Raw genomic sequence first — 16068 nt, forward strand, 5'->3', positions numbered from 1 at the left:
GGGTTACAAACCTCGCAAAAACACGCTCGTTTTTCCACCACTCCTCCGGCGCGATTTTTGAAAGCGGCCAATGGCTTATCTAAATTCAAAATCGGGTCGGTGTGGGCCCACGACCCTTGAATTTGAATTTATCTCCCCTACACTTTTCTCACTTTCCCAAAAGGAGTTTCCCTAATGATCAGCGTAGCCCTCGTCACCGGCGGTAGCCGCGGTATCGGCCGTGCAACCGCGATCCTTCTCGCGCAGCAAGGTTACGCCGTCGGCATCAACTATCTGAATAACGAAACTGCCGCACAATCCGTCGTCAATGAAATTCAACAGGCCGGTGGCAAAGCCGTCGCGCTTCAGGCTGATATTGCCGACGAAACTCAGGTGGTCGCGATGTTTAAACGCCTGGGCGAAGAACTCGGGATCATCACCGCGCTGGTTAATAATGCCGGAATTCTGTTCCAGCAGACGACAATTGAAAACCTCTCGGCGGAGCGGATTAACAAAGTGCTGTCCACCAACGTGACGGGGTATTTCCTGTGCTGCCGCGAGGCGGTGAAAATCATGTCGCACCGGCACGGCGGAAAGGGCGGGACGATTGTGAATGTCTCCTCGGCGGCTGCCCGTCTGGGTGCGCCGGGTGAATATGTCGATTACGCCGCGTCAAAAGGGGCAGTGGATACCCTGACCATCGGTCTGGCGCTGGAAGTGGCGGCCTACGGTATTCGCGTTAACTGCGTACGGCCCGGTCTGATTTACACCGAAATGCACGCCAGCGGCGGTGAGCCGGGGCGGGTCGATCGCGTAAAGGCCAATCTGCCGATGCAGCGCGGTGGCCAGCCGGAGGAAGTCGCGCAGGCGATTTACTGGCTGCTCTCCAATTCCTCCTCTTACGTCACCGGCAGTTTTCTCGATCTGGCGGGCGGCAGATAAAATTTTCTTCGAATGCACAAGCGCCTGAGGGCGCTTTTTTTATGTCCAAACGGTCAACTCCACATAAACGGTCATAACTGGTCATTAGAAACCACGAGGAATTGTGACCGTTTGCAAAACTGTTGCTGTCTTGTTGCAACGCAAATGACGATTTAATGCCGCTCCCGCCACAGATCCAAACTTTAACATTTCATCTTTTCTCAGCTTTTCGTGACAACTATCACATGACGGCGGTGGCAAAAAATCTGCACAGCCGCGTTTGAGGCACTGCGCATTCCACAATCACCGGGCTGCGTATCCTGTTTGACATCGGGAAAGAGGAATCACCACATGCTGCCAGTAGAGCGACATCGTTTTATTACCGAAATTCTCACCCAGCGCGGACGCATTCTGGTGCAGGAAGTGGCGCAGTTATGCCGTATCTCGCTGGAAACGGCGCGGCGGGATCTGGCGCTGCTGGAAAAGCGTGGTGTGCTGTTACGCAGCCACGGCGGCGCGGTCTTTACGGAACATTCGGCGGGCGAAAAAACCTATGTGCCATCGCAGATTGAACAGGGCGAATCGTTTCGTGACCGCAGCAATCAGTCGCCGGACAGCAAAACGCGCATCGCCAAACGCGCATTGCAGCTGATTAATCCGGGGGATTGTCTGCTGCTCGACAGCAGTTCGACCAGCTGGTATCTGGCGCGCCAGTTGCCCGATATTCAGCTGGTGGTACTGACAAACTCAGTGCAGATCATCCAGACGCTGTCGGTGAAAGCCAATGTGCGCACCATCGGTTTAGGCGGTGAATATTCGGCGAAATACGAAGATTTCGTCGGCGTGCTGGCCGAGCAAATGCTGAAAGAGTTCGTCATCAACAAACTGTTTTTCTCCTGTCACGGCATCAGCCACGAAGGTGGGATCCGTGAAAGCAACGAGCATCACGCGCGGCTGAAACAGCAAATGCTGCTTTCCTCCGAGCACAAAATTTTGCTGGCTGACGCCAGCAAATTCGGCCGCCGCTCTTTTGCGCGGATCTGCCACTACCGGGAAATCGACACACTGATAACAGACCATCTGGAGGATGAGGAATTCCGCCAGGAACTGGCCTGGAGCAACGTTAACGTGATTGAAGTTTCTCCGTCACCCCTACAGAAAAAAACTAAAAACAACCGCAACGGCCCGTTTGCTGCGGTAAATAACTGACCTCCCAGGAGAGTAAACATGATCAAGAAATCCGTTCTTGCCTGCCTGTTCGCTACAGCCATGTTGTCCCTGTCAGCACACGCCGCTGACAAAATTCGCATGGGCGTGGTGGTGAAAGTCGGCGGTAACGCCTGGTTCAACGCGATGGAAGCCGGGATCAAAAGCGAAGCGGCGAAACGCGGGATCGACGCATGGCAGGTCGGCCCGACCAGCGCCGATCCGGCGTTGCAGGTGCGTGCGATTGAAGATCTGATCGCCCAGAAAGTAGATGTGATCGGCGTGGTGCCCAACGATGCCCGCGTGCTGGAGCCGGTGCTGAAACGCGCACACGACGCCGGGATCAAAGTCATCGTGCATGAATCGCCGGATCAGAAATACGCCGACTGGGATTTCGAAATGGTCGACGCCACGCAACACGGCATTACCCACATGGTCGCCCTCGCACAATGTATGAAAGAAAAAGGCGATTACGCGGTGTACGTCGGCAGCCTGACCGTGCCTCTGCATCAGAAATGGGCCGACGCGGCCATTAATTATCAGAAAGAACATTATCCGAACATGCATCTGGTCGGCGACAAATTTGGTGTCGGCGAATCACTTGATGACAGTATCCGTACCACCAACGACCTGATGTCTAAAGACGCCAATCTGAAAGGTATTCTGGCGATCGGTTCACAAGGCCCGATCGGCGCAGGCCGCGCGGTGCTTAACCGCGGCAAAACCGATGATGTTTGCGTCTTCGGGCCATTCAGTCCAGGTCAGGGCGCAAGCCTGGTGAAAGCCGGTGCCATCAAAGGCGGCTTTATCTGGAACCCAATGGTGGCCGGTGAAGTCTTCGTGCGCATCGCCGATAAGCTGGAAAAAGGCGAAAAAATCACTGACGGCATGACCATCGAAGGCATGGGTAAAGTGAAAGTCGATGAAGCCACGCGCACCATTCTGGGCAACGAAACCGAAAGTCTGGATAAAGCGAACTTGCCGAAACTGGTCAAAATGGGGCTGTAATTATGGCAATCTCCGAGATCATTCAAACAGACAACACGCCGCTGATTGATGTAAAGAATCTGTCGGTGACCTTTGGCGGACAGCGCGCGCTTAACGACATTTCCCTGCGGTTGATGCCGGGGGAAGTTCACTGCCTGGCGGGCACCAACGGCTGTGGTAAAAGTACGTTGATCAAAGTGATCTCGGGGGTTTATCAGCCGGATAACGGTTGCCGGATCACGCTGGGTTCTGCCAGGCAGGGGCTGCAGACGTTCAGCAAACTCAGCCCGGATCAGGCGCGGCAGTTTGGCGTTCAGGTGATCTATCAGGATCTGTCGCTGTTTCCGAACCTGAGCGTGTTTGAAAACATTGCGTTTGACCACAACCTGCAAGGGTTGATGGGTTGGTATCGCCCGTCACGCCTGCGCGACACTGCGCAGCGCATCCTGACTGAACTCAATTACACCTTAGATCTCGACAGCAAAGTGTCAGCGCTGCCGATTGCCCAGCGCCAGCAGGTGGCAATTTGCCGCGCGCTGGTCGCCGATGCGCGGTTAGTCATTATGGATGAACCAACCGCCTCACTGACCCGCACCGAAGTGAATCAGCTGCTGCGCACCGTGCATTACCTGAAAAACAAAGGCATCAGCGTGGTGTTCGTCAGCCATCGTCTCGATGAAGTGCTGGAGATTTCCGACAGCGTCACGGTCATTCGTGACGGCAAAAAAGTCGGCACCTTCCCGGCATCTGAGGTCAGCAGCGAACGCCTGACCGAGCTGATGACCGGCCTCAGACTCGATTACCGCCTGAAAGCCGCCAACATGAATGACGAACGCATCATGCTGGAAGCCGACAAACTCACCCGCGAAGGCCAGTACCACGACGTCAGTTTTAAACTGCACGCCGGTGAAGTGCTTGGCCTGTGCGGCCTGCTCGGTTCCGGGCGCACCGAACTGGCGCTCAGCCTGTTTGGTATGACCAAACCGGACAGCGGCAAGATTTACCTCGACAGCAAACCGGTGCGTTTTCGCAGCCACGAAGACGCGATCAAATCCGGTATCGGTTATGTCTCGGAAGACAGGCTGACGCTGGGACTGATCCAGCAGCAATCGGTCGGCGACAACACCGTGCTGGCGATCATGGATCAGCTGCGCAGCCGTTTTCATCTGATCGACGAATACCGCAAAAACAAGATCATCCAGCAGTGGATCGAAAAACTCGGCGTCAAAGTCGCCAATCCGGATCAGGCGATTTCCACGCTGTCCGGCGGCAATCAGCAAAAAATCGTGCTCGCGAAATGGGTGCTGACGCAGCCGAAAATCCTGATCCTCGATTCACCGACCGTCGGCGTGGATGTCGGCGCGAAAGCCAGTATTTATCAGCTGGTGCATCAGCTGGCGGAAGAAGGCATTTCGATCCTGCTGATTTCCGACGAAGTGCCGGAAGTGTATTTCAACTGCGACCGCGTGCTGCATTTCTCCGAAGGCACGGTGAAGGGCGAATATCTTCCGGCCGCGATTACTCAGCAACAGCTTGCGGAGGCGGTCAATGCTTAAGCTCAGCCGGTTACGCCCGTCCAGCAACGAAGGTTATTTAGCCTGGGTTTTGCTGGTGGTTATCGTCACGTTTTCCCTGCTCACTAACCAGTTTCTGACGCTTCAGAATCTGCTCGATCTGACCGAAAGCTACGCTGTGAGTGGCATTTTTGCCCTCGGCTTATTTGTGGTGCTGGTCACCGGCGGCATTGATATTTCCTTCGCGGCGGTCGCTTCCGTCGTGCAGTACCTCATTGCCACGCTGGCCATTCATTACGGCCTGAGCAGCCCGACCGGCAGCATTTTACTGGCGATCGCGATCGGCACCGTCCTCGGAATGATCAACGCCATTCTGATCTACTGCCTGCGCATCGTCTCGATCATCGTCACCATCAGCATGCAGTCGCTGCTGTTCGGCATGCTGATGTGGCTGACCAACGGCACCAGCCTCTACGACTTGCCGGACTGGCTGACTACGCCGATCCGCGTCCTGCCGTTCAGCGTTGGCGAGCAGCATTACCAAATTGGCCTGCCGGTTGTCGTGATGCTGGCGGTGGCAGCGCTGAGCTGGATTTTACTCAACAAAACGCATCTGGGCCGTCAGTTGTTTGCGGTCGGCGGTGATCAGGAGTCCGCGCGCCGCATTGGCATCCGCGTCGGCCTGCTGCACCTGTTTGCCTATGGCTATCTTGGCGCGATGGCGGCGATTGGCGGGCTGGTTCAGGTTTACCGCGTCGGCGAAGTGGTGCCGAATGCGCTGGTCGGCGGCGAGCTGGATGTTCTGGCCGCCGCGGTGCTCGGCGGCGCCAGCCTTAACGGCGGCAAAGGCAGCGTGGTCGGCACACTGATGGGCGTGTTCCTGATTGGCGTGCTGAAAAACGGCCTCAACCTGGTTGGCGTCTCCAGCTACTTCATGAATATCGTCATCGGCGTGGTGATTGTCGCGGCCATCACCGTCACCCATTACAAGAAACGCAAAGAAACCGAAGTCGGCTTCGCCTGAGGAAAACCGCTATGTTCGCGAAAAGCAGAAATGTGAATCTTAAAGCCCGGCCACGGCTGAAAATTGCTTCCCTGAAAATAGACAACACCACACTGGGATTATCGCTGTTGCTGCTGGTGGTCATTATCGGTTTCAGCCTGGCTATGCCGGGGCGATTCTTCAGTGACGCCACCTTTATGAGTGTCGCGTTTCAGTTGCCGGAACTCGGCTTGCTGACGCTGGCGATGTTTATCCCGATCCTCAGCGGCGGCCTGAACCTGTGCATTATCGCCACCGCTAACCTGACCAGCCTGCTGATGGCGTGGGTGTTTCTGACGTGGCTGCCGCCCGATGCCAGCATGGCGATGCAGGCGGTCTGGCTGACGGTGGCGCTGGTCGGCGCAATGATTCTGGCGCTGGTCATCGGCATGCTGACCGGTGCGCTGGTGGCCTACGTCGGGGCGCATCCGATTCTGGTCACGCTCGCTACCATGACGATGGTCAACGGCGTCGGCATCTATCTTTCACGCGGTGCGGCCATTAGCGGTATGCCCGACATCGTGCGCTTTATCGGCGCAGAAACGCTGCTCGGCGTGCCGGTTCCGCTGATTATCTTCCTGCTGACGGCGGTATTCATTGCGGTGTTTCTCGAACGCACGCGCCTTGGCAAATACATCTACATGAGCGGCAGCAACATCAACGCCACCCATTTCAGCGGCGTTAACACGCACCGTGTCCTCATCGCAATTTACGTGATTTCCAGCATGTTATGCGTGATTGCCGGGCTGGTGATGATGGCGCGCTTCAACTCGGCGCGCATGGGCTACGGCGATTCTTACCTGCTACTGACCGTGCTGGCGATCATTTTAGGCGGCACCGACCCGAACGGCGGATTCGGCAAAGTGGCGGGCGTGGTGCTCTCGCTGATTGTCCTCCAGGTGATTTCCACCGGCCTGAACCTGTTGAACGTCAGCCCGCATTTCAGTCTGGCGATGTGGGGCGCGGTACTGATTGTGGTGCTGGCGCTGAAATTCTTCCGTGCCCGTTTCCTGCAAAAACGCGCAGGACGCATGAGCGCCGCCAAAGCGCGGGCTGCACAACCTTAACCCTTATTTTAAAGCTTATTTTCATAGCCTCTGACCTTAGGAAAACATCATGGAATACAAAATTTCTCCATCGCTGATGTGCATGAGCCTGATAGACATCAAACAGCAACTGGAGGTGCTGAACCGCCGCGCCGACATGCTGCACATCGACATCATGGACGGGCATTACGTCAAAAACATCACGCTGTCGCCGTTCTTCATCGAACAGATCCGCCCGCATACGCCGCTGGTTCTGGACGTGCATATGATGGTGGAAAATCCGTCCGACTTTATCGAACCGATAGCCAGAGCCGGCGCCGATTTTATTTGCCCGCACGCCGAAACCATCAACCGCGACGCTTTCCGCATCATCAACCAGATCCGTTCTCTGGGTAAAAAAGTCGGTGTGGTACTCAACCCCGCGACGCCGGTGGAATACATCCAGCACTACATTCATCTGCTGGATAAAATTACCGTCATGACCGTCGATCCGGGCTATGCCGGGCAGCCGTTCATCCCGGAAATGCTGGGGAAAATTGCCCAGTTGCGCGATCTTAAACAGCAAAAAGGCTACCGCTATCTGATCGAAATCGACGGATCCTGCAACCTGCGGACATATCAGGACCTGATGTCTGCGGGCGCGGAAGTGTTGATCGTCGGCAGTTCTGGCCTGTTCACACTCGACAGCGATCTGGATATTGCCTGGGACAAAATGCTCGATCAGATGCGTCAGGCGCGTCACGCAGCCTGAGGGCAGGAGAACCGTATGCCGCATTTTCTTGGAGTGGACGTCGGGGGCACCAATACCCGTTTAATGCTGATGGACAGCCAGCAAAATTTTCGCGGCTACCACAAGACCCCGACGCAAAGTTGGGCTGGACAACGTGATCCGCTGAGCGGGCTGGAAGCACTGATCCGCGGGTATCTGGATGTGCAGGATCCGCATCATCAGGTGACACAGGCGATGCTCGGTTTGCCGGGGATCTTGTCCCGCGACCGGCAAACCGTGTTATCGCTGCCGTTTATTTCCGCGCTGGATAATCAGCCGGTAGCGGATCAGCTTGCGCAGCGGCTGCATCTGCCGGTGACGATGGATAAAGACGTTAACCATCTGATGTGGTGGGATTTACTTCAGCACGACGCGCTGCCGGACGTCGCCGTCGGCCTGTATCTGGGCACCGGTTTGGGCAACAGTTTGTGGATCAACGGTGATTTTTATCACGGCGCGCACGGCGGCGCGGGAGAACTCGGGCACATTCCGCTGGCAGGCAATCCGCTGCTCTGTCCTTGCGGTAAAACCGGGTGCGTCGAAACGCTGACGTCCGGCAACTGGCTGACCGGCTGGGCGCGGCAGCACGCGCCGCAAACGCCTTTCGCCGAACTGTTTGTGCGTCACGCAGAACATGTGGATTTAACCGAATTTGTGGCGCGTCTGGCACGCACGGTCGCCAGCGAAATGAACATTCTGGATCCGGAATATCTGGTGCTCGGCGGCGGCGTGCTGGCGATGGATAATTTCCCGCTGGCGCAGCTCGAACAGCAGTTGCGCAGCCATCTGCGCAGCCCGTATCCGGCGAACGGACTGAAGATCCACTTCAGCGCCGTCACCGATGAGACCGGCTGCCGCGGCGCCTGTTTGGCCGCACAACGCGTTTTTCAGTCGCAGTCACGACCGTTTTCTTTCAGGAGAGAGGCATGAAAAAAGGCAAGGTATGCGTATTTGGTTCTTTCAACCTCGACATCGTCGCTGGCATGGCGCGTTTCCCCAAACCGGGAGAATCCCTGATTGCGCGCAACAGCATGATGGGCGCGGGCGGTAAAGGTGCGAATCAGGCGGTCGCAGCATTGCGCGCCGGTGCGCGGGTGCATTACATCGGGAAAGTCGGGCGCGATGACTTCGGTATGTTCGCCCGCCGCCATCTCGACAACGCCGGTTTCGACGCCGTCACGCTGTTTTCCACCACCGAATGCCCGACCGGTAATGCGCTGATTTACGTCGCCGGTGCGGACGCGGAAAACATGATAGCGGTCGATCCGGGCGCGAACCTGACGGTCACCGAGGAAGAAGTCGAACAATGCCGCCCGGCGGTAGCCGCCGCCGATATTCTGCTGACGCAGCTGGAAAATAATCTTCCGGCTATTGAAAAGCTGATCAACATCGCCAGGGAAAACGGGACGTACATTATTCTCAACCCCGCGCCGTTCCAGCCGGTTTCCGACCACCTGCTGGCGCAGGTCGATTTGCTCACGCCCAACGCTACCGAGTGCACATTGCTGACCGGCATTGAGGTTCACGATATTCCTTCCGCTAAACGCGCCGCCCACGCGCTGCACGCCAAAGGGATTCAGGCACTGATCGTCACGCTCGGCACGCAGGGCGCACTGCTTTCCGTGAACGGCGAAACGCAGATCATCGCCGCCTGCCCGGCCACGCCGGTCGATACCACCGGCGCAGGCGATGCCTTCAACGGCGCACTGGCCTCGCAACTCGCCGCCGGTTCCACGCTCTCCGAAGCCGCACAATTTGCCTCCGCCTACGCATCAGTTTGTGTGGAAAGAGCAGGGGCTGCGGCATCAATGCCAACCTATGAAGAGGCGCGGGAAAGGATGGGTGTTGGTGTGGTTTGATATTTCACTGAAAATGCTGTTTTTTCTCCTTCCCCTGCTGAGCGGAATACAGAGCTTCTTTCTCCTCCCCCTGCGAAGGGGGAGGCCGGGAGGGGGTTTAGCAAGTGAATACACTGCCTGATCAGCTCGCACAAACCTCAACTTTCGAATTCGCCATTAATACCCCACCCCAACCCTCCCCTTCGCGGGGGAGGGAGCGGCCCCCATTCTTGCGAGACGCCTTCCAAATATCAAAGTAACTTCCTGTAAATCCATACAGTCTATTTCATTGGCAAAATCATCGGAATATAGTCACCTCGCTGCGGCAAAATCCGTAGCCGGACTTGGAACTCCGAATATCTGGAACTGAAAAAACTTGTTTTTTTTCAGCGGCTACGTGCACACTTCAATTCGTGGCTTAGGCAGGGCAATCTTTATGATTGGCCGGTCGCTAGATCCGGAGTTCCAAACCTGTCTGAGTCACTCCTTTAGTTTGGAACCTGAAGGCGTGATGAAACTTAAATCTAGTAAAGGAATGATCATCATGACAACAACCGAAACCCAGCACCCTGAAAACTCCATTACCGCTTTTCGCACTTTGATTTCTGATATGGATCTCAGCAACTTCACCGAACCCCAGCTTTATGATCTTGGCGCTGTCGCCTCTGAATCTGCCGAAGGCCTTTGCCACGGTTTGCTGTGTCTGAGCGAAGGGCTAGAAAGCGGGGAGCTGTTGCCGCCGGAAGGTGTGGCGCAGGTGAGCGCGTACATCAAAGCTACGGCGCATGTTTTGCCTGCTTTGTTTGAGTTGTCGGAAAAAGCCGGGAACGCGCTGGCGAGGTCAGGAGTTCAGGGTTAACGATTTAAGGCCGGCAATACGCCGGTCTTTTCAGCCCATTTGTTCAGTAACATTCGCTTGATTTTCATTCAAATAACCATCACATAACCGCCATGTAACTGACACACATTCCCGACAGGATAGGCACCTTATTTGGCTGACCGGTATCCTGTAATGCGCCGTTTGTTGTTTCCTTATCTTGTTCTGCTGCCGACGCTGATTTTTCTGTTTCTGTTCACCTATTACCCTTTATTCCAGTCAGCGATGGACAGCCTCTTTGACAGCCGTCTGTCGTCGTACGCGCCGCCGTTTGTGGGTCTGCAAAACTATCTGCGTCTGGTTCAGGACTCCGTTTTCTGGCGCGCACTGCTCAATAACCTGGCTTACATCCTGATGACTGTGATCCCCGGTATTGTGCTGGCGCTGCTGCTGGCCGTTGCGTTGTGGGAAAACACCTCGCTTAACCGCTGGCTGCGTACCGCGTTTTTCTTCCCGATGATCATTCCCCTGGTCAGCGCCGCCACCCTATGGCTGTTCATTTTTATGCCCGGCATGGGGCTGCTTGATTACTATTTAGCGAAAATGTTCGGGCCGATGAATAACAACTATCTCGGTATGAGCAACAGTGCGCTGATTGCCCTGAGCGTTATCGGTGTATGGAAATTTGCCGGGTATTACATGCTGTTTTTCCTCGCCGGATTGCAGTCGATTCCCGCTTCTGCCCGTGAAGCGGCGCTGATGGAAGGGGCGTCGCGCCCGCAGGTTTTCTTCTATATCACGCTGCCGCTGCTGCGCCCGACCATCAGTTTTGTGGTCACGATTGCGCTGATTTACTCGATTACCCAAATTGATCACGTCGCCGTGATGACGCAGGGCGGGCCGAATAACGCCACCACCGTGCTGCTGTATTACATCCAAAGCCTCGCCAATGACACGCACGATTTAGGCAAAGCGTCAGCGGCGACTTTCCTGACGCTGGTGCTGTTGTTTGGTTTTTCGATGCTGAATCTGCGCGTACTGGAAAGAGGGGCTCACTATGAGCGTTGAAACATTGGTGACTCAAAAATCGCGCGCCGTGCCGCGACCTTCCGGGCTGCTGCTGCGCGGTGCCCGCCGTTCGACATTGCCGGTTCTGCTGCTCTGTGCCGCGTTTTTGTGGATGGCACCGTTCCTGTGGATGCTGTCGTCAGCGTTCAGTGAAAGCAGTTTCGGGTCGGACATGGCGTCGCTGTTGCCCCGTTTCCCGCTGACGCTGCAAAACTTCCGTGATGCGTGGGATAGCGCCGACTGGCTGCGGCTTTACGCCAACACCATTTTCTTCTCGTTCGGCACGTTTCTGGTTCAGCTGGTGACGATCACCACAGCCGGTTACGTCTTCGCGTATCACGAGTTTCGCGGCAAACAGACGCTGTTCTACCTGCTGCTCATCCAGCTGATGATCATGCCGGTCATCATGATGGTGCCGAACATGATGATCCTCAAACAGTTCGGGCTGCTCAACACATTGACCGGCGTGATGATGCCGTACTTCGCGTCGGCGTTTGGCGTGTTCCTGATGCGTCAGGCGTTTCTCAGTATCCCGCGTGAAATTGAAGAAGCCGCGCTGATGGAAGGCTGCCGCTGGTGGCAGGTGGTGTTCCGCGTGCTGATCCCGATGTCATGGCCCGCCATTCTCGCTTTCGCGACCGTCAGCATTACCTATCACTGGAACGAATATCTCTGGCCACTGATGGTACTTAACGATCCGGATAAACAGGTGTTGACCGTCGGGCTGGTGTCCTTCGCGATGGGGGCAGAATCGGGCGGCCAGTGGGGATTAATTACTGCCGGGACGCTGATGGTGTGCCTGCCACTGATGCTGGCGTTCATTATTTTTCAGAAACAGTTCCTGAAAAGCTTCGGTTTTTCGGGGATTAAATAAAGGAGTCTTCCATGTTTTTAGCTCAGATCTCTGACATGCACTTTCGCAGCCACGGCCGCAAACTTTATGACTTTATCGACGTGAACGGCTGTAACGCCGAAGTGGTCAGCCAGCTGAATGCGCTGGAAGAACAACCGGATGCGGTGGTGATCACCGGTGATATCGTTAACTGTGGTCTGCCGCAGGAATACGAGGTAGCGCGCCGCACGCTGGGCAATCTGCGTTATCCTCTGTTTATCATTCCGGGTAATCACGATGACAAAGCGCAGTTTCTGGAAGCGCTGCATCCGCTGTGCCCGCAGCTCGGAAACGACCCGCAAAACATGCGTTACGCCATCGACGATTTCCCGATGCGTTTGCTGTTTGTGGATTCCAGCCTGGCCGGTGAGTCAAAAGGTTTTCTGACACTGGAAACGCTGGCGTGGCTGGAAGGCCAGCTGGAGCAGGGCGGTGATAAACCGACGGCGGTGTTTATGCACCATCCGCCGGTCAAAGTCGGTTCCGCGCAAATGGACGCGATTTCCTGTGAAAATGGTGACCAGTTGCTTGCGCTGATTGACCGTTTCCCGTCGCTGGTTCGCGTGTTCTGCGGCCATACGCACCGCCTGATTTTCACCCAGTACAAACAGGCGATCATCACCACGATTCCCGGCACCGTGCATCAGGTTCCCTACTATCACCACAATCCGGCACCGTTCTATAACCTCGAACCGGCGGCCTGCGTGATGCACCGTCTGGTGGATAACACCGGGCTGGTCAGTTATCTGCATCCGCTGTCGCAATACCCGGGTCCGTATCTTTACGACGCGCAAATCAGTTGCCCGGTGGATGATCAATGATGTCTGGTATTCGTCTGGAAAATATTACCAAGCAGTTTGAGGGCAGTACGGCGGTGAACCAGCTTTCGCTGGAGATTGCCGACGGCGAGTTTCTGGTGCTGGTCGGGCCGTCGGGATGTGGCAAAAGTACCTTGCTGCGCCTGCTGGCGGGTCTGGAAGACGTCAGCGACGGCCGCATTTTACTCGACGGTGCTGACATCACCGCGCAGGCACCGCGTGAACGTAATTTCTCAATGATCTTCCAGAACTACGCGCTGTTTCCGCACATGACCGTTGAGCAGAACATCACGTTCGGCATGCGGATGCGCAATGAGCCGAAAGATCAGCATCAGGCGCGGGTCGATCGCGTAGCCGGATTATTGCAGCTGGAACCGCTGCTGAAGCGCAAACCGGGTAAATTGTCCGGCGGACAGCGCCAGCGCGTGGCGATGGCGCGGGCGATAGTGCGCGATCCGAAGTTATTTCTGATGGATGAACCGCTGTCGAATCTCGATGCCCGCCTGCGTACCGAAGTGCGCGATGGCATTATGCAACTGCATCAGCAACTGAAAACCAGCACCGTTTACGTCACGCACGATCAGATGGAAGCCATGACCATGGCCGACCGGATTGCGGTACTCGATAAAGGCCATCTGCAACAGATCGGCGCGCCGGAAACGCTTTACGCGCACCCGGCCAACCTGTTTGTCGCCGGTTTTATTGGCACGCCGTCGATGAACCTGTTTTTACTGCCGTGCGCCGCTGGCGTGCTGACCGTCGAAAATCAGACGGTGCTTTTACCGCAAACTGACCACGCGCAGGCCCTCACGGATGTGTATCTGGGCATCAGACCCGAACACATCAGCGACCAGCCGGTGGACGGCGAAAGCCTGAAATTGCAGGCCACGCTGACCTATCGCGAACTGCTCGGCGCGGAGTATCTGTGCCACGCCGACACCGCTCTCGGCAAGATCCGTTATGTCCGTAAAAATCAGCTGCGGGAAAATACCGGGGATATTCCACAACCCGGTGACCGCATCACTTTGCACTTCTCTTTGCACGACCTTCATCTTTTTTCAGGCCAAAACCAGCAAAACCTGCACCGGGAGAATTTTTTATGAGCAAACGCATGAATACCACAATGCGTAAAATAAACGCGCTGGCGCTCGCCATCGGCTTCATTGCCGCAGGCACGGCGTCCGCGAAAGAAAACATCGATTTCATGTTCCCCGCGCCGGTTGACGGCAAACTGACCATGGAAATGACCCGCGTTATCAAAGAGTTCAACCAGTCACAAAATGATGTCGAAGTGCGCGGGATTTTCACCGGCAACTACGACACCACCAAAGTGAAAGCCGAAGCCGCCGCGAAATCCGGGCAGCCCCCGGCGCTGGTGATCATGTCGGCCAACTTTACGGCGGATCTGGCAATCAAAAATGAAATCCTGCCGATGGACGAACTGTTCAAATTCGGCGACCAGAAAGCGACACCATTTTTGACGCAAAACTTCTGGCCCGCCATGCGCCAGAACGCCCAGCTGAACGGCGTGACTTACGCCATTCCATTCCATAATTCGACGCCCATTCTCTATTATAACAAAGACATGTTTGCCAAAGCCGGGATCACCGCGCCGCCAAAAGACTGGGACGAGCTGCTGGAAGATTCGAAAAAGCTGACCGATTCGGCTAAAGGCCAGTGGGGCATCATGTTGCCATCGACTAATGACGATTACGGCGCCTGGATCTTATCGGCGCTGGTGCGCGCCAACGGCGGCCAGTATTACAACGCGGATTATCCGGGCGAAGTGTATTACAACAAACCGTCCACGCTGGGCGCACTGCACTTCTGGCAGAACCTGGTTTATCGCGACAAAGTGATGCCTTCCGGCGTGCTGAACTCCAAACAAATCAGCGCAGCGTTCTTCTCAGGCAAACTGGGGATGGCGATGCTGAGCACCGGCGCGCTGGGCTTTATGCGTGAAAACACCAAAGATTTTGAACTGGGTGTGGCGATGATGCCTTCCAAAATCCGCAACGGCGTGACCATCGGTGGCGCAAGTCTGGTGAGCTTTAAAGGGATTTCCGACGATCAGAAAAAAGCGGCATACCAGTTCCTGCAATACCTGGTCAGCCCGAAAGTGAACGGTGCCTGGAGCCGCTTTACCGGCTATTTTTCACCGCGTATGGCGTCTTATGACACACCGGAAATGAAAGATTATCTGGCGAAAGATCCGCGTGCGGCGATTGCGCTGGAACAGCTGAAATATGCGTACCCGTGGTATTCCACTTACGAAACCGTTGCGGTTCGTCAGGCAATGGAAAACCAGCTGGCCGCTCTGGTGAACGACGAAAAAGTCACCCCGGAAGCCGCCGCCGCTCAGGCGCAGAAAGATGCCGATACCCTCATGAAACCGTATGTTGATTCGACGGCGTTGACAGTGCCGAAGTAATTGATTTGGCTCCCTCCCCTGCGAAGGGGAGGTTTTTTTTACTTCAACCACCCCTGCTGGTGGGCGTTATCCAGATGGCCGCGGATATGCAGCCACAATTCCGGGTGGATCTCGGCGATAAAGGCATTACGCGCCAGAACCTGTTCCAGACGAATGTTATTTTCTACCCAGCTCTGCCCCTGATTATTCAGGTTCATGACCATCGGCATGACGCGGTCAATCACCAGTGCAAAGCGCGCTTCCGGCGTTTCTCCGGCTTCGTACTCGTTCCACAAATCCAGAAATTGTGTGCTCAGCGGCGCAGGCAGCAGGCCGAACAGGCGTTTGGCGGCGATCACTTCCTGATCGTGGACGGCAGCGCGGGCAGCGAGGTCATAAACGATGACGTCACCGGCGTCGATTTCGACGATGTCATGGATTAATGCGATGCGGATGACTTTATTGATATCCACGCCTTCGGGTGCAAAAGGCGCCAGAGACAGGGCTGCAACGGCGAAATGCCAGCTGTGTTCCGCAGAGTTTTCCTGACGTTCGGTGCCCAGCACTTTTGTGCGGCGTTGCACGCTTTTCAGCTTGTCGATTTCCATCAGGAACTGAAAAACTTCGGTCATTGCGCCAAAATTCAGCGGGGAAGTTGCTACGGACATGATCAAACCTTAGTCAAATTGACAGCATTATGAAGAGCATTATCAGAGATTTCCGCTACACCTTAATCGGTTGATGTAAAAAAATCATGTTTT

At 55.6% G+C, this 16068-nt stretch carries 16 protein-coding genes; 15 read left to right on the top strand and 1 reads right to left on the bottom strand.

Annotation, left to right across the window (positions count from 1 at the left end; translation table 11 throughout):
• The first annotated feature begins 177 nt into the window (after positions 1 to 177).
• The 15 genes from ACLBVC_RS18830 (at position 178) to ACLBVC_RS18900 (ending at position 15328) form a co-directional block, all read left to right on the top strand.
• Positions 178 to 921 (top strand): SDR family oxidoreductase, encoded by a 744-nt coding sequence (locus tag ACLBVC_RS18830; RefSeq protein WP_410150922.1) that lies wholly within the window; start codon positions 178 to 180, stop codon positions 919 to 921.
• A 330-nt stretch (positions 922 to 1251) separates the two neighbouring features.
• The gene (locus ACLBVC_RS18835) at positions 1252 to 2109 is read left to right on the top strand and encodes a DeoR/GlpR family DNA-binding transcription regulator (protein ID WP_410150879.1); all 858 of its coding nucleotides are present in this window, start codon (positions 1252 to 1254) and stop codon (positions 2107 to 2109) included.
• Positions 2110 to 2127: 18 nt separating this feature from the next.
• Entirely contained in the window at positions 2128 to 3114 is a 987-nt protein-coding gene (locus ACLBVC_RS18840) for a substrate-binding domain-containing protein (RefSeq protein WP_410150880.1), read from the top strand.
• 2 nt (positions 3115 to 3116) lie between these two features.
• The gene (locus ACLBVC_RS18845) at positions 3117 to 4649 is read left to right on the top strand and encodes a sugar ABC transporter ATP-binding protein (RefSeq protein ID WP_410150881.1); all 1533 of its coding nucleotides are present in this window, start codon (positions 3117 to 3119) and stop codon (positions 4647 to 4649) included.
• On the top strand, positions 4642 to 5631 hold the full coding sequence (locus ACLBVC_RS18850; protein WP_195823725.1) for an ABC transporter permease: 990 nt from the start codon (positions 4642 to 4644) through the stop codon (positions 5629 to 5631). Before ACLBVC_RS18845 ends, ACLBVC_RS18850 begins: the two co-directional genes overlap by 8 nt.
• Positions 5632 to 5642: 11 nt before the next feature.
• Entirely contained in the window at positions 5643 to 6716 is a 1074-nt protein-coding gene (locus ACLBVC_RS18855; protein WP_410150882.1) for an ABC transporter permease, read from the top strand.
• Positions 6717 to 6765: 49 nt separating this feature from the next.
• Positions 6766 to 7446, top strand: a complete 681-nt coding sequence (alsE, locus tag ACLBVC_RS18860) for a D-allulose 6-phosphate 3-epimerase (RefSeq protein WP_259229224.1) — start codon at positions 6766 to 6768, stop codon at positions 7444 to 7446.
• Between the two features lie 15 nt (positions 7447 to 7461).
• Positions 7462 to 8394, top strand: coding sequence for an allose kinase (gene alsK / locus ACLBVC_RS18865; protein ID WP_410150883.1), 933 nt, complete (start codon positions 7462 to 7464; stop codon positions 8392 to 8394).
• Positions 8391 to 9323: a ribokinase gene (rbsK, locus tag ACLBVC_RS18870; protein ID WP_410150884.1), complete on the top strand. Its 933-nt coding sequence runs from the start codon at positions 8391 to 8393 to the stop codon at positions 9321 to 9323. Before alsK ends, rbsK begins: the two co-directional genes overlap by 4 nt.
• Positions 9324 to 9846: 523 nt before the next feature.
• Positions 9847 to 10161, top strand: coding sequence for a hypothetical protein (locus tag ACLBVC_RS18875; RefSeq protein ID WP_410150885.1), 315 nt, complete (start codon positions 9847 to 9849; stop codon positions 10159 to 10161).
• A 153-nt stretch (positions 10162 to 10314) separates the two neighbouring features.
• Positions 10315 to 11187 carry a carbohydrate ABC transporter permease gene (locus ACLBVC_RS18880; protein ID WP_410150886.1) on the top strand — a complete coding sequence of 291 codons (873 nt, stop codon included), beginning with the start codon at positions 10315 to 10317 and terminating at the stop codon, positions 11185 to 11187.
• On the top strand, positions 11177 to 12061 hold the full coding sequence (locus ACLBVC_RS18885; RefSeq protein ID WP_410150887.1) for a carbohydrate ABC transporter permease: 885 nt from the start codon (positions 11177 to 11179) through the stop codon (positions 12059 to 12061). The genes ACLBVC_RS18880 and ACLBVC_RS18885 overlap by 11 nt, the downstream gene beginning before the upstream one ends.
• Before the next feature lie 11 nt (positions 12062 to 12072).
• A complete protein-coding gene (locus ACLBVC_RS18890) occupies positions 12073 to 12900 on the top strand; it encodes a phosphodiesterase (protein ID WP_410150888.1) in 828 nt (275 codons plus the stop codon).
• Positions 12900 to 14000, top strand: a complete 1101-nt coding sequence (locus ACLBVC_RS18895; RefSeq protein ID WP_410150923.1) for an ABC transporter ATP-binding protein — start codon at positions 12900 to 12902, stop codon at positions 13998 to 14000. The genes ACLBVC_RS18890 and ACLBVC_RS18895 overlap by 1 nt, the downstream gene beginning before the upstream one ends.
• A gap of 20 nt (positions 14001 to 14020) precedes the next feature.
• The gene (locus ACLBVC_RS18900; RefSeq protein ID WP_410150924.1) at positions 14021 to 15328 is read left to right on the top strand and encodes an ABC transporter substrate-binding protein; all 1308 of its coding nucleotides are present in this window, start codon (positions 14021 to 14023) and stop codon (positions 15326 to 15328) included.
• 38 nt (positions 15329 to 15366) lie between these two features.
• On the opposite strand, the gene ACLBVC_RS18905 is transcribed toward ACLBVC_RS18900, so the two are convergent.
• Positions 15367 to 15975: an HD domain-containing protein gene (locus tag ACLBVC_RS18905; protein ID WP_410150889.1), complete on the bottom strand. Its 609-nt coding sequence runs from the start codon at positions 15973 to 15975 to the stop codon at positions 15367 to 15369.
• Between the last annotated feature and the right edge of the window lie 93 nt (positions 15976 to 16068).

It is taken from the genome of Rahnella selenatireducens (genome assembly GCF_046449555.1).
GTDB lineage: Bacteria > Pseudomonadota > Gammaproteobacteria > Enterobacterales > Enterobacteriaceae > Rahnella > Rahnella selenatireducens.

What these genes read in the sequence shown, in the direction of transcription:
- ACLBVC_RS18835 (WP_410150879.1), top strand. Translation starts at nt 1,252, where the DNA reads ATGCTGCCAGTAGAGCGACATCGTTTTATTACCGAAATTCTCACCCAG.
- ACLBVC_RS18840 (WP_410150880.1), top strand. Translation starts at nt 2,128, where the DNA reads ATGATCAAGAAATCCGTTCTTGCCTGCCTGTTCGCTACAGCCATGTTG.
- ACLBVC_RS18845 (WP_410150881.1), top strand. Translation starts at nt 3,117, where the DNA reads ATGGCAATCTCCGAGATCATTCAAACAGACAACACGCCGCTGATTGAT.
- ACLBVC_RS18850 (WP_195823725.1), top strand. Translation starts at nt 4,642, where the DNA reads ATGCTTAAGCTCAGCCGGTTACGCCCGTCCAGCAACGAAGGTTATTTA.
- ACLBVC_RS18855 (WP_410150882.1), top strand. Translation starts at nt 5,643, where the DNA reads ATGTTCGCGAAAAGCAGAAATGTGAATCTTAAAGCCCGGCCACGGCTG.
- alsE (WP_259229224.1), top strand. Translation starts at nt 6,766, where the DNA reads ATGGAATACAAAATTTCTCCATCGCTGATGTGCATGAGCCTGATAGAC.
- alsK (WP_410150883.1), top strand. Translation starts at nt 7,462, where the DNA reads ATGCCGCATTTTCTTGGAGTGGACGTCGGGGGCACCAATACCCGTTTA.
- rbsK (WP_410150884.1), top strand. Translation starts at nt 8,391, where the DNA reads ATGAAAAAAGGCAAGGTATGCGTATTTGGTTCTTTCAACCTCGACATC.
- ACLBVC_RS18875 (WP_410150885.1), top strand. Translation starts at nt 9,847, where the DNA reads ATGACAACAACCGAAACCCAGCACCCTGAAAACTCCATTACCGCTTTT.
- ACLBVC_RS18880 (WP_410150886.1), top strand. Translation starts at nt 10,315, where the DNA reads ATGCGCCGTTTGTTGTTTCCTTATCTTGTTCTGCTGCCGACGCTGATT.
- ACLBVC_RS18885 (WP_410150887.1), top strand. Translation starts at nt 11,177, where the DNA reads ATGAGCGTTGAAACATTGGTGACTCAAAAATCGCGCGCCGTGCCGCGA.
- ACLBVC_RS18890 (WP_410150888.1), top strand. Translation starts at nt 12,073, where the DNA reads ATGTTTTTAGCTCAGATCTCTGACATGCACTTTCGCAGCCACGGCCGC.
- ACLBVC_RS18895 (WP_410150923.1), top strand. Translation starts at nt 12,900, where the DNA reads ATGTCTGGTATTCGTCTGGAAAATATTACCAAGCAGTTTGAGGGCAGT.
- ACLBVC_RS18900 (WP_410150924.1), top strand. Translation starts at nt 14,021, where the DNA reads ATGCGTAAAATAAACGCGCTGGCGCTCGCCATCGGCTTCATTGCCGCA.
- ACLBVC_RS18905 (WP_410150889.1), bottom strand. Translation starts at nt 15,975, where the DNA reads ATGTCCGTAGCAACTTCCCCGCTGAATTTTGGCGCAATGACCGAAGTT.